We start from the raw sequence: 12,440 nt of genomic DNA, 5'->3' as shown, positions 1-12,440 counted from the left end.
TGGTGGGCCGGTAGGTCTTAAAATTTTGGTTACCTTTGTGCCTGATTCTAAGACTGAATAACCAAGCAAGAAGGTATGTATTTCAATAATGTAATAGAGGCCATTGGGAACACGCCCCTGGTGAAACTGAACAGCGTCACAGACGGCGTAAAAGCCACGGTGTTAGCGAAAGTAGAGTATTTCAACCCGGGTAACTCCGTGAAAGACCGCATGGCCCTGCGCATGGTGGAAGATGCCGAGAAGGCGGGCATTTTGAAACCAGGTGGCACCATCATTGAAGGTACCTCGGGCAATACCGGCATGGGTCTGGCGCTGGCCGCCATCGCCAAAGGCTACAAATGTATCTTCACCATGTCTGACAAGCAGAGCAAGGAAAAGATTGATATTCTGAAAGCGGTAGGTGCCGAGGTGATCGTGTGCCCAACCAACGTGGCCCCCGAGCACCCAGACTCCTACTATTCCGTGGCCAAGCGCCTGAACCAGGAGATCCCTAACTCGTTCTACCCCAACCAGTACGACAACCTTTCCAACACCGCCGCCCACTATGACACCAGCGGCCCCGAGATCTGGAAACAGACCGATGGAAAAATTACTACGTTCGCTTGCGGCGTGGGCACCGGCGGTACTATCTGCGGCATCTCCAAATACCTGAAAGAGCAGAATGCAGACATCAAAGTGGTAGGCATTGACACCTACGGCTCGGTGTTCCAGAAATACAAAGAGACCGGCGTTTTTGACGAAGAGGAAATCTACCCGTACGCCACCGAAGGCATAGGCGAAGACATCCTGCCCAAAAACGTGAACTTTGATTTAATTGACAGATTCATCAAAGTAACCGATAAAGACGGAGCCCTCATGACCCGCCGTTTGGCCAAAGAGGAAGGCCTGTTTGTGGGTTGGTCCTGCGGATCTGCGGTGCATGGCGCCCTGGAATATGCCAAAGAGCACCTCACCGAGAACGATACCCTGGTTGTGATCTTGCCAGACCATGGCACCCGTTACCTGGCCAAAATCTACAACGATGACTGGATGCGGGCCCAAGGTTACCTGGACTAAGCTTACTGGTTTAACGCCTGTTTTCTGAAAACGGGCTCTAAACGGCCACTTGCCTTAAAAGGCGGTGGCCGTTCTGTTTTACCGGATGTGTTCTGATGTCTAACGAATAGGCCAGTCTCCTGTTGGAAACCTTATACCGTCCTTCCCGTTTGAAGCAAGACCATATCCTCAACCTTTTGGCAGTGCTGCTTTTTCAGATTCCCTCACGTACGCTCTCCTCTTCCCCTCTGACAGATGCTCCCAGGTCTGGCGGATTAGATTTGCTGGGTGAATTTCTGGTGGTGACAGCCTATCTGCTGGTATCCGCCATCTTGTTCTACCTGGCCTACCAACGCGATGACCGCGAGCGGAAAGTGGTGCTGGCGTTGTTTGGCGCGATCGGGTTGATGGGCGGGGCCTTGCATGCGCTCAGTTTTTGGGGGCCTCCCGAAGGGGCAGACACCTTGGTGGTTCTTCGGTTGGTGTTTGGGGTGATTGCCTTTATAGGGGTGTATCTTCTGTTCAAAGCCATTCCGGGTTTATTGGCCATTCCAAGTCAGCTTAGACTGCAGAAAATCAACAAGGACCTTTTGGAACAGATCGAGGAGCGGGAGAAGGCGCAGGTCATCTTGCGCCAGACGCAGCAGGAACTGGAAGACCGGGTGCAGAAACGAAGTGCCCAGGCCATCACTGCTAACCGGGCGCTGGAGCGCGAGATTGAGAACCGCAAGCGCGCCGAAAAACAGCTCATTACCAAAAACTACGAGCTAATCAAGAAAAACGCCGATCTGGATGATTTTGTCTACTACGCTTCCCGTGACCTGAAAGGGCCGGTATTGAATGTGGCCGGACTGGTGGAAGCCATCCGAGAGGAACTGCCGCCGGGTAATCCCGAGTTTATCCAACTCTTCGACCGCCTGGATGATTCGGTGTCAAGTATCAACCGCAAGCTGAACAACCTGGCCGAGGTAAGCCGCATCCAGAAGCCCGTAGACGAAACCCAACTGAGCATGGTTTCCTTTGAGCTGGTGCTGGAGCAGGTGAGAGCAACCCTGGAGGAAGCCCTGCGCGCCAGCCAGGCGAATCTACAAGCCGATTTTTCTGCCGCCCCAGAGGTGTACTTTTCTAAAGATAACCTCAACAGCCTGCTGTTAAACCTGATTTCCAATTCCCTGAAATACCGCGATCCACAACGACCCCTGCTTATTTCGCTCTCCACCCGGTACCAGGACCAATACCTGGTCCTGACGGTGCAAGACAACGGCATCGGGATTGACTTGAAACAGTATGGCCAACATTTGTTTTCTTTGTTCCGGCGTTTTCATGACCACGTAGAGGGCAGCGGCGTCGGGCTATACATTATTAAACGTATCATGGACAACAACCGCGGGAAAGTGGAGGTAGAGAGCGTGCCCGGCGAAGGCACCACCTTCCTGCTGTATTTTGTGAACCATGACCAAGAGACCGGACCACGGATATGAAAAAACTGAAGGGCATCATGCTCATCGATGACGATGATACCAACAATTTCCTGAACCAGCGGTTGCTGAGCCGCATGCAGATCACAGAGAAGATTCGGGAGTTCCGCAACGGCAAGCAGGCCTTCGATTACCTTTACAACATCAGTGAAGGCAATTACGAAGCCTCTTCGCAAGATTATTTCAAACCCTCATTGATTCTGCTGGACATCAACATGCCGGTGATGAACGGCTTTGAGTTCCTCAACCTCTTTGAGAAACTGAACTCCGATTTTCGGAAAGACATTGTATTGGCCCTGCTTTCCACCTCTGAACACAGCCAGGACACCGAACGCGCCGCGGCCAGCAACATCGCCTACCTCACCAAACCGCTCACGAGCCAGAAGGTGAACGACCTTTTGGAGACCTACTTCCCTGAAATGGGAGCCTAAGGAAGAAGAGAGGGAACGAAGCTCAGGAAATCAGAAATAAAGTGACGAGAACGCGTTTATAGGGTGTTTTATGGAAAACACCCTATAAACGCGTTCTCGTTTAATCAGCCAATAAACGGGAGGTAAGGTTAGAATTGGTATTTCAGGAGGATGTGCACCATCACGCTCAGGCCCGCCAAAACCAAACCCAAACCAATCAGTTTCTCAGAAGCCTGCTGGGTAGCCGAATGGTTTCCTTTGAGGGTTTTCCCTAGCAAAGCACCCAACGCAAAAGCCAGCATGAGCGGCAAACTCTTTTGCCAGTCAATGTGCCCCAGCCAGTAATGCGACGAAATGCCAGACATACTGGTAACCACCAAAATAAAAAGAGAAGTGGAAATCGCGATCTGCGACGGGATATTGAAAGCCCGAATCATAATGGGGGTCTGCAGAAAACCTCCTCCAATCCCGAAGAGCCCCGCGATGGTACCCGTGCATAAACCAAAAAAAGCCATTAGGCTGCCGTTCAGTCGGTAGGCCCGGTGCTGGGGGTGGTTTTTCCTGATAAAGGAGGTGGGCATGCGGTTAAGGCGGTACATCATGCCGCGTTGGCGTTTCTTCTGCTGGTTGTAAGTCACCAGCATGTAAATGCCCACCAGCAACACAAACAGGGAAAACAGGATCTGCATCTGTAGTACCGGCATGTAGGCCACCAGAAAAGCACCAATCAAGGTGCCCACCATAGCCGGGAACTGCAGAAGTGAGGCCACCACGTAGTCAATGCTTTTCTCCCGGAAATTGAAGATAGAAGACACCAAAGCGGCCGGAAGCAAAGCCGTCATGGCCGTACCGATGGCTAGTTCAATGGGGAACTGGAAGAACATGATGAGGATGGGAACCATGAATACACCACCCCCGAAGCCCACCATCGTCCCGAAAGTGCTCACCAAAATTCCAACCGCAAAAAGGAGAATATCTGTTAACAAGCCGTGCGTGCGTAGAAGTCAATGCCAGAGAAAAGAGCTTTCCTGTAGAAAATAATGCTCCTGCCGGGAAGTAAAGCGTCAGCCTCTTTCAAAGAAGCCAACAACTTGCTTACCGTCCCCAAGACAGAATAGTTGCTCTGGCAAAAGCAAAAATTCTGCCAGGCTACCCTCCCTCAGATTTGGGGTTCTTAGGAACTCCAAATTAACCTGCTCGAAAGCAATCAAAGAAAGCTTTTTGTTGATAAGCGTGAAATAGCCAGAAGCCTCAAAGCGGATTTATTTTCCGGTAAGGGTGGGGCTGGCGACGTCCACGAACTGGAAATGCTGCCCATCGAACAGACCTTTGTCGCTGAGTTTTAGGGCCGGAATTACCAAAAGGGCCATAAACGACAGCGTCATGAACGGAGAGGTAAGGGTGCTGCCCATTTCTTTGGCGGTTCGGTCCAGTTTGGCGTACTGCTCCGCCACCCAATACCCATCCTCCGGCGACATGATACCGGCTACCGGCAAAGGCAAAACCTCTTCGCGTTCCCCATCTACCGCCGAGATGCCGCCTTTGGCCTCAATGAGCAAATTCACCGCACGGCACAGGCTGTCATCGTCTACGCCCACGGCAATGATGTTGTGTGAGTCATGCCCCACGCTGGAGGCAACGGCCCCGCGGTTTAACCCAAAATTCTTGATGAAGGCCAAAGCCGGCACGGTGTTCTGGTACCGGTTCACCACGGTCATCTTCAACACATCCTGGGCCAGGTCGCTTATAATTTGTCCGTCTTCAATCTTAGGATCTAGCAGCAGCATGCCGGTTACCAGTTGCCCGTTGTAAGGCTCAATGACCCGGATCTTTACCGCATCGCCAGCCGGGAACCGGAACTCCTCCACGGTTTTAGCCTCGGCGTGGAAGTTGTTGATGATCTCGCAGGGCGTGAACGCGATTTTGCTCTGACCATTCTCAGCCACCAGCTGCCCGTTGATGTAGGTTCTAAGGACGTTGAAATCCTGAGGGTTGTCGATGAGGATGAAATCGGCGGGGTCTTTTTCCTGGAGCAGGCCCACTTCCAGTTTGTAGTGCTGCACCGGGTTCACGCAGGCGGCCTGTAGCACGTGGAACAAGTCATGGCCTTTGGCCAGAGCGCGTTTCACCAATTCGTCTATGTGGCTTTCCACCAGGTTGTCGGGATGCTTGTCATCGGAGCAGAACATGATCTCTTTGGGGTGATCTGCCAACAATTCTACCAGGGCCTCGAAATTTTTGGCGGCGCTTCCTTCCCTGATCAAGATTTTCATGCCGGCAGCCAGTTTGTCTTTGGCTTCCTCGGCGGTGAAGCACTCGTGGTCGGTGGTCATGCCGGCGGCGGCGTAGGCCTGGGCCTCCTCACCGCGCAGGCCGGGCGCGTGGCCGTCTACCTGTTTATCGAACTTCTGGGCCAGCGTGATCTTCTGCATTACCAGGTCATCGCCGTTCAAGACGCCGGGCCAGTTCATCATCTCGGCCAGGTATTTGACCTCAGGCCGCTGGAAAAGCTCTTCGATGTCCTCGGGCGTGATTTCGGCGCCAGCCGTCTCAAAGGGCGTGGCTGGCACGCAGGAGGGGGCCCCGAAGTAAAACTTAAACGGCACTTTTTTTGCGTTCTCCAGCATGTACTCCACGCCTCTCAGGCCCAGCACGTTGCCAATCTCGTGCGGGTCTGAGACGGTGGCCACGGTGCCGTGCGGCACGGCCAGGCGAGCGAACTCTGAGGGCACCAGCATGGAACTCTCCACGTGCACGTGGGCGTCAATGAACCCCGGCAGGATGTAATGCGTCTCAGAAACGGGTTCTCGGATGATGTTGGCGATTTGGCCATCCATGATCTCCAGGGTGCCCTGGTAGATTTCCTGGTGCAGCACGTCAATGATGTTGCCGCTCAATTTGTAGAATCTGGATGAAGCCATGGTATGTTTTTGAGGAGTTTTCAGAAAAGTGATCCGGAAACGGGCGGTCCCGTAAAAACCGTAGTGGTTCCGGCAGATTACGTATATCTTTGCAGTCAAAGTTAATGGTTTTGAGAAAGATTTTTTCCCTAGGGTTGCTGTGGTGCTTGCTGCTGGGTGCGGTGAGTCCGGCCTGTACGCGTAAGTCCTCGTCCTTGAGCAAGAAAACCAAGAACTATCAGCGGCATCAGCGCGCGGGCAAAGGCATTCCCTGTCCCACCAAAGACTGTTAATTTTATTTACCCTAAGGCACTGGTATGAAGAAGATTGTAGTAGCCCTTGACGGGCACTCTTCGTGCGGTAAAAGCACCACCGCCAAGCAAGTGGCCCAAGAACTAGGCTACGCGTATATTGACACCGGCGCCATGTACCGGGCCGTTACCCTTTATTTCCTTGAACATTACGTGGACCTCACCAACCCTAAAAAGGTGCAGGAAGCGTTGAATAACATTGAAGTCACCTTCCACCGGAACTCCAAGACGGGCCGCAACGAGGTTTTCCTCAACGGTCTGAACGTGGAGGACGAGATCAGGAAGATGTACATCTCCGACAAGGTGAGCGAAGTGAGCGTGCTGGCGCCCGTGCGTCATGCCATGGTAGCGGAGCAGAAGAAGATGGGCAAGCGGCGTGGCGTGGTGATGGACGGACGCGATATTGGAACCGCCGTTTTCCCCGATGCCGAGGTGAAGGTCTTCATGACCGCCGATGTGGAGATCCGGGCCAAGCGCCGGCAGCAGGAACTGTTTGAGAAAAAGCAGATGGTGCCCTATGACGAGATTGTGGAGAACCTGAAGAAAAGGGACTTCATTGACTCTACCCGCGCCGAAAGCCCCCTTAAAAAAGCCGATGACGCCCATGTGCTGGATACCTCCCACATCACCATTGATGAGCAGGTAGACTTCGTGCTGGATTTAGTGGCCTCGGCGCTGCTGCAAAAAGAACTTGCCCAATAAACAGATTGTTACCTTTGTATATGAACGTAACCATAGATAAGAATTCGGGCTACTGTTTTGGGGTAGAGTTCGCCATCCAGATGGCCGAAGATGAATTAGAGGAAGTGTCTGAGTTGTATTGCCTGGGTGACATTGTGCACAACAGCATGGAGGTACAACGTTTATATAACAAAGGCCTGCGCATCATTGACCGCGAGCAGCTCCAGGAACTCCATGACTGCAAGGTGCTCATCAGAGCGCACGGCGAACCGCCCGAGACCTACGAGACCGCCCTACGCAACAACCTGGAACTCATTGACGCCTCCTGCCCGGTGGTACTCAAACTGCAGAACCGCGTAAAACACGCTTACGACTCCATCAAAGCCCATAACGGCCAGATTGTGCTGTACGGACAGCAAGGGCATGCCGAGGTAATAGGTTTGGCCGGCCAGACCGGCAACGAGGCCATCGTGATCACCACCGAGGAAGATCTGGACAAACTGGACTACACCCGTCCCATCACCCTGTTCAGCCAGACCACCAAAAGCACCAAAGGCTTCTATCGCATGAAGGAGCTCATTGAGGAGCGGGTAGCGGCGGTACGGGCTTCTGGGATTGAGGTGTTTGACCTGGATGCCAACGACAGCATCTGCCGGCAGGTATCTAACAGAGAGCCGCAGTTGGACAAATTTGCGCAGCACCATGATGTGGTCATCTTTGTGAGCGGTAAGAAAAGCTCCAACGGCAAGGCGCTTTACGCGGTGTGCCAGCGGGTGAACCCCAGAAGCTATTTCGTGGAGAACGCCGAGGAACTGGACATGGACTGGTTCAAAGACGCAACCTCCGTGGGTATCTGCGGAGCCACTTCCACGCCCATGTGGCTCATGCATCAAGTGGCCGATGCCATTCAGGCGCAGCATCCGGTGGAGGCCTAAGGTTTAGAACAAAATATTAGAAACTGAGTATATTTGAAAGCCCCGGAGACGGGGCTTTTTTCCTGCCTTCCTATTTATGAAAAAACTGTTACGCTATTTTCTCAATGGCTTCCTGATTGTAGCACCTATCTCCATCACCATCTATATCATTGTGGCTACTATTAATTGGCTCGATGATCTCTTTTGGCTCAACTACCCCGGAGTAGGGTTGCTGCTCATCATCCTGCTCGTGACAGTGGTGGGGTATATTGGTTCCTCTTTCCTGGTGAAGCCTTTCTTCGTGCTCACCGAGCGCATCATGAGCCGCCTGCCACTTGTGAACATGATCTACTCTTCCCTCAAAGACCTCTTTGATGCGTTTGTAGGCGAGAACCAGAAATTCAACCAACCGGTGTTGGTGAAGATGACGCAGTACAATGATACCTTCAAACTGGGGTTCGTGACGCAGGCTTCCATGGAGGCCGTGAACCTGCCCGAGAAAGTGGCTGTCTATTTCCCGCACTCCTATAACTTCTCCGGCGAGCTGTTTCTGGTGGCCCGCGAGAACGTCACTTATCTGGAGATCCCGAGCAGCGAAGTGATGAAGTTTGTAGTCTCTGGCGGGGTGTCTAAACTGTAGTCGGCTGCCCCATAGCCCGTCTAACCCTTGCTCCTGTTTTAGCCTTGTTTTTAAGAAAGGAGGCTGAAATGAGGAAAGATTGCCGCCCGCTTTAAGCCTGTTTTTGTGAAACCAGGCTCAAAGCGGGTTTTCGGTTTTTAACCTCTTTTACAGAAAACAGGCCGAAAACCTCCGAGCAACCTGGAAATTTAATCTTATATCAAGGGAAAGCAGGAAAGTAAGGCGGGGAATCTTATCTTTAAAGGTGCAAATCCTGGCGAAAGCCTAATTAAGTGAAAAATAGCCTTTGGCCTTGAGTTTGCTTATCGCATTGTGAATCATAAATCCTCCCCTAGATGAAACATCTCTTTGTTTGTGTCCTGAGCCTGATTTCCATTTGGTCCTGTGGGCAAACGCCTGCTGCCCAGCCCCAACAGAAAACCGCGGCGCCGATAGATGCCCAACTTCAGCCGCTGAGCCTCACCTGGGAAGTGTTGGAGGAGAGGCATTTGGGTAAAAACCAGACGCTATCGGTGCTTACTCTGAAAAACAATGGGTCAGGTGCTTTGCCGGCCTCGGGATGGAGTATTTACTTCCACTGTACGCCGTCCTTCGTGCCCAAAGAGACCGATGCCCCTTTGAAAACTGAGTCTATCAACGGAGACCTTTTGCGCATACTGCCTACCGGTAACTTCAAGGAACTGAAGGCAGGAGCCACGCAGAAGGTTCAGTTTGTGGCGGCCGGTCAGATTGTGAACGAGTCCCGGGCGCCCCGCGGCTTCTACCTGGTATGGGACAAAGACCCAACCAAAGGCTATCCTATCACCGCTGCCCAGGTCCTGAAACCCGCCAAAAACATGGTAGGCTGGCTGGAGCCCAAAGACATTTACACTCAGAACAGCGTCATCAAGGATATTCCTGCAGAAAATCTCACGAAGGTTTTCCCAACCCCGGCGCAATACAAAGAAACAGACGAGTTTTTTGCCCTGACCTCGGCGGTGCCGATTATCACAGATCAGGCTTTCCAGAACGAGGCTACTTTGCTGGCTGCGCACCTGGGCACTATCCTGGGAAAAAGCCCCGAGGTAAAAACCACCGGCCCGGGCAAAGCCATCCGCCTGAAGAAAAAAGCAGGTCTGGGAAAAGAGGCGTATGAGCTGCAGGTAACGCCGCAGGAAATCCTTATCTCGGCCACCACGCCAGCGGGCGCTTTCTACGGAACGCAGTCTCTGAAAACCATGCTGCCAGCCTCGGCGTTGGCTCAAAAACAGACTTCCGTTTCAATTCCCGGCGTGCAGGTGAAAGACGAGCCTCGGTTCGGGCACCGCGCGTTCATGCTGGATGTGGCCCGCAACTTCCATAAGAAGGAACAGGTTCTGAAGGTGCTGGAGCTCATGGCCTTGTACAAACTGAACGTCTTTCATTTCCACCTGAACGATGACGAAGGCTGGCGCTTTGAGGTTCCGGGTTTGCCTGAGTTGACGCAGGTAGGCGGCCGCCGCGGCCATGACCCAAGCGAGAAGAACTTTCTGATGCCCGCCTACGGCTCCGGCCCTGAGGTGGACCAATCTGCCGGCAGTGGCTTTTACACCAGGGCAGATATGGTGCAGATTCTCAAATTTGCCACCGAAAGACACATCAAGGTAATCCCCGAGATTGAGACGCCCGGCCACGCGCGTGCGGCCATCAAGTCCATGGACGCCCGCTACGAGCGGCTCATGAAAGAAGGCAAAACCGCCGAAGCCCAAAAGTACCTGCTCCGCGATTTGAACGATAAATCTGAGTACCGTTCGGTGCAGTATTTCAATGACAACGTGATCAACGTGGCCCTGCCGTCTGCTTATACCTTCCTGGAGAAAGTGACCGATGAACTGTTGGCCATGTACAAAGACGCGGGAGCGCCCATCCAGACCATCCATTTCGGGGGCGATGAGGTTCCTGGCGGGGTGTGGGAGAAATCGCCGAAGGTAAAGGAATTGATGGCCAAAAACCCCGAGGTGAAAAACATAGACGACCTGTGGTACTACTTCTTCGGGAAGGTGAGCAAGATGCTGGAGGCCCGCAAGCTGTACCTGTCTGGTTGGGAGGAGATTGGGTTGCGCAAGGTGAGAACCAACGGTCGCCTGTCTTATGTGGCTAACCCTACGTTTGTGAAAAAGAATTTCCACGTGGATGTCTGGAACAACCTGGGCGACAATCTGGACCTGCCTTACCGTATGGCCAACGCCGGCTACAAAGTGGTGCTGACCAACGTAACGCACTTCTACATGGACCTGGCGTACCAGAAAGAATATGATGAGAAGGGCCTATACTGGGGCGGTTTCCTGGACGTGGACAAACCCTTCTACTTCAATCCGTTCGACTACATGAAGAGCATCAGGGTGAACGAAGACGGGAAACCCATTAACTCCGCGACTGCCTTTGCCGGGAAAGAGCAATTGAAGGCCTCCGCCCGGGCCAACATTGTGGGCCTGCAGGCACCTTTGTGGAGCGAGACCATTACCTCCCCAGACCGCCTGGAATATATGCTGTTGCCCAAATTGTTAGGCCTCGCGGAAAGAGCCTGGGCGCCGGAGCCCACCTGGGCCACCAACCCTGAATCGGCGCAAAGCAAAGAGGCTTACACGCAAGCCTGGTCCCAGTTTGTGAACGTGCTGGGCAAGCGCGAACTGCCCCGCATGAGTTACTACGCGGGTGGGTTCCAGTACCGCATCCCCACGGTTGGGTCCACTATCCAGGACGGCAAAGTGCTGGCCAACGTGCAGATGCCCGGCATGGTTATCAGGTACACTACCGATGGATCAGAGCCCACTGCCCAAAGCAAAGTGTATACGGGGCCTATCACAGAGAAAGGAACCATCAAATTTGCCGCCTTTGACGTGACGGGTAGAAGCAGCAGAGTGACCGCCCAGGAAAACAAACCCGTACTTTAGACAGAGAGGAGGGCTTAATAACCCGAAGTCTTCCTGTAGACAGACCTGAAAAGCAGAAGCCGTTTCAGGGCAGATTTCTTCAAATCAGCCCTGAAACGGCTTCTGCTTTTTCTCGCTTCCATCAGATTAGAAAAGACTACCAGATAGAGGTGGAAAGTAGCGGGTTAATTGTCGATTGTTTTTTCCATCGCTTTCTCCGCTTTTCGGGCTTGTTTATCAGCATTCATTCTGTTTCGTTGGGCTTTGCGTTCCAGCCTGGCGGCTTGCTTTGCCTCCTGTGCTGCGTCTGAGGCTTCTTTTTCTATCCGGCTGGCTTCCTTGGACCGTTCTTTGGCCACCTTGGCATCAGCTTTGGTGTCTTTCTTTAGGTCTGTTAAGGCGTTTAGACGTTTTTTATCATCTTGCGCCCGCTGCTTGATAGAGTCCTGCTCGGTTTTTAGCTCTTGCTGGTTCTCGGTGGTTTGTGCCCATGCCTGGCCTGTGAAAAAGGAAAAGGCGACGGTGAATAAAGTGAGTAATAAGATCTTGGTTTTCATATTGTTAGCGTTGGTGTTTCCTGTTTGTTTTTACGTAAACGGACGTAAAACAGCTGGAAAGATTACTATATATAAATGAGACTATCAAAAGCCTGTGAGACGCTTGCCCCTATCTTGGGGAAAAGCCACAAACGTAGGTGCCTCCCTAACGTCCCACGTGGCAAGGAGCATTGGGCAAAAACCGTGGCAACCAAGGCCTGGAGTTGTGAGGAAAGAACTCCTGCCAATACCGGCTTTTAAGTTTTCTCCGGGAGAGTGTGGGATAGGCCCTGGATGCTTTCATTTCACGGTTAAATCAGCCTGACTGCGAATACCAGAAATTAAACCCCAAAGCTGCCTGCTTTTGCGTACCTTACTAGATGGCGGGAAATTTATATGTTCCGGGCACTGTCGTTTTTGTGAAAGTGAGCCCTGGGTTGGAATTGGTGGTGTGGCATTTCGCGAAACGCATTTACCACTGTACTGTGCAAGAGTATCGGGGCCAAAAAGAATTGGTCTACTATGAGCGGGAGGTCACCAAAACCCCGTTGGCCTGAATCAGTAAAAGGGAAATCAAAGTCTTGGAAGGGGCCTGCCCATGCGCAGGTTTCCGCCAGAATTTTCTACAAGCTATTCATCACAGA

11 protein-coding genes and 1 pseudogene are annotated in these 12,440 nt (G+C 52.6%); 9 read left to right on the top strand and 3 right to left on the bottom strand.

Features of this window, described 5'->3' with window-relative positions:
* Nucleotides 1-75 precede the first annotated feature (75 nt).
* The 3 genes and pseudogenes from EFB08_RS03240 to EFB08_RS03230 all read left to right on the top strand — a co-directional run.
* A pseudogene (locus EFB08_RS03240) lies at nt 76-1,053 on the top strand (PLP-dependent cysteine synthase family protein); the annotation flags it as partial.
* 125 nt (nt 1,054-1,178) lie between these two features.
* A complete protein-coding gene (locus EFB08_RS03235; RefSeq protein ID WP_165864786.1) occupies nt 1,179-2,516 on the top strand; it encodes a sensor histidine kinase in 1,338 nt (445 codons plus the stop codon).
* Complete coding sequence (locus EFB08_RS03230) at nt 2,513-2,944, top strand: response regulator (RefSeq protein ID WP_123125445.1); 432 nt, start codon at nt 2,513-2,515, stop codon at nt 2,942-2,944. The genes EFB08_RS03235 and EFB08_RS03230 overlap by 4 nt, the downstream gene beginning before the upstream one ends.
* A 128-nt stretch (nt 2,945-3,072) precedes the next feature.
* On the opposite strand, the gene EFB08_RS03225 is transcribed toward EFB08_RS03230, so the two are convergent.
* Nucleotides 3,073-3,909 (bottom strand): sulfite exporter TauE/SafE family protein, encoded by an 837-nt coding sequence (locus EFB08_RS03225; RefSeq protein WP_227006188.1) that lies wholly within the window; start codon nt 3,907-3,909, stop codon nt 3,073-3,075.
* 276 nt (nt 3,910-4,185) lie between these two features.
* Complete coding sequence (gene ade, locus EFB08_RS03220; protein ID WP_123125629.1) at nt 4,186-5,844, bottom strand: adenine deaminase; 1,659 nt, start codon at nt 5,842-5,844, stop codon at nt 4,186-4,188.
* A gap of 110 nt (nt 5,845-5,954) precedes the next feature.
* Between ade and EFB08_RS23415 the strand changes: the two genes are divergently transcribed.
* From EFB08_RS23415 to EFB08_RS03200, 5 genes are all read left to right on the top strand, one after another.
* Complete coding sequence (locus EFB08_RS23415; RefSeq protein ID WP_165864785.1) at nt 5,955-6,116, top strand: hypothetical protein; 162 nt, start codon at nt 5,955-5,957, stop codon at nt 6,114-6,116.
* Between the two features lie 24 nt (nt 6,117-6,140).
* Nucleotides 6,141-6,836, top strand: a complete 696-nt coding sequence (gene cmk, locus EFB08_RS03215) for a (d)CMP kinase (protein ID WP_123125443.1) — start codon at nt 6,141-6,143, stop codon at nt 6,834-6,836.
* A 20-nt stretch (nt 6,837-6,856) separates the two neighbouring features.
* Complete coding sequence (locus EFB08_RS03210; protein ID WP_123125442.1) at nt 6,857-7,750, top strand: 4-hydroxy-3-methylbut-2-enyl diphosphate reductase; 894 nt, start codon at nt 6,857-6,859, stop codon at nt 7,748-7,750.
* A 76-nt stretch (nt 7,751-7,826) separates the two neighbouring features.
* Nucleotides 7,827-8,369, top strand: a complete 543-nt coding sequence (locus EFB08_RS03205) for a DUF502 domain-containing protein (protein WP_123125441.1) — start codon at nt 7,827-7,829, stop codon at nt 8,367-8,369.
* A 335-nt stretch (nt 8,370-8,704) separates the two neighbouring features.
* The gene (locus EFB08_RS03200) at nt 8,705-11,281 is read left to right on the top strand and encodes a family 20 glycosylhydrolase (protein WP_123125440.1); all 2,577 of its coding nucleotides are present in this window, start codon (nt 8,705-8,707) and stop codon (nt 11,279-11,281) included.
* Nucleotides 11,282-11,445: 164 nt separating this feature from the next.
* On the opposite strand, the gene EFB08_RS03195 is transcribed toward EFB08_RS03200, so the two are convergent.
* On the bottom strand, nt 11,446-11,817 hold the full coding sequence (locus tag EFB08_RS03195; protein WP_123125439.1) for a hypothetical protein: 372 nt from the start codon (nt 11,815-11,817) through the stop codon (nt 11,446-11,448).
* Nucleotides 11,818-12,176: 359 nt separating this feature from the next.
* Here EFB08_RS03195 and EFB08_RS23410 point away from each other — a divergent pair, with 359 nt between their 5' ends.
* Nucleotides 12,177-12,353: a hypothetical protein gene (locus EFB08_RS23410; RefSeq protein ID WP_165864784.1), complete on the top strand. Its 177-nt coding sequence runs from the start codon at nt 12,177-12,179 to the stop codon at nt 12,351-12,353.
* The last annotated feature ends 87 nt before the right edge of the window (nt 12,354-12,440 follow it).

This window comes from Rufibacter latericius (assembly GCF_003721515.1).
Classification (GTDB): domain Bacteria; phylum Bacteroidota; class Bacteroidia; order Cytophagales; family Hymenobacteraceae; genus Nibribacter; species Nibribacter latericius.
This window is presented reverse-complemented; position numbering and strand designations above follow the sequence as displayed.